Source organism: Desulfovibrio sp. OH1186_COT-070, from assembly GCF_003860215.1.
GTDB lineage: Bacteria > Desulfobacterota > Desulfovibrionia > Desulfovibrionales > Desulfovibrionaceae > Desulfovibrio.
Genome location: NZ_RQYH01000190.1, coordinates 1 through 409, shown reverse-complemented (window position 1 = coordinate 409; position 409 = coordinate 1). Strand labels below are relative to the sequence as shown.

The window sequence follows — 409 nt, the reverse complement described above, 5'->3', positions numbered from 1 at the left end:
CCTATATATTGTGTCAGTCCCCCATTTGTACCCAGGCATTTTTAACATATTTTCAACAAAAAAACGCTAGCTTTTTCGCTAACGTTTTAAAATAAACATCAAAATTTATACTCAAATTTCTTCGTCAATTTCATCAATCATTTGATGATTAATTTTACTTTTTTCTTCTTCGGACAAATCAAAAATTTCACTCGCTAAGTACTCTTTTTGGTTCCAATGATAAAAAATTTGATAAATATATTCTGTCGGATCTACTTCTTTAAGATAATCTAAATCGCCATTTTTTAATTTATTTCTTGCCTCTTTAAACAGTCCAGAATAAACAAGAATCTGTTTCCCTTTGAGTGATTTATAAAATGTATCGAACACTTTTTGATTAATTAAGTAGTCGCTATCTTTACCAGAATAC

1 pseudogene is annotated in these 409 nt (G+C 28.4%); it reads right to left on the bottom strand.

Annotation, left to right across the window (positions count from 1 at the left end):
* Positions 1–111 precede the first annotated feature (111 nt).
* A pseudogene (locus tag EII23_RS12470) lies at positions 112–409 on the bottom strand (protein rep); the annotation flags it as partial.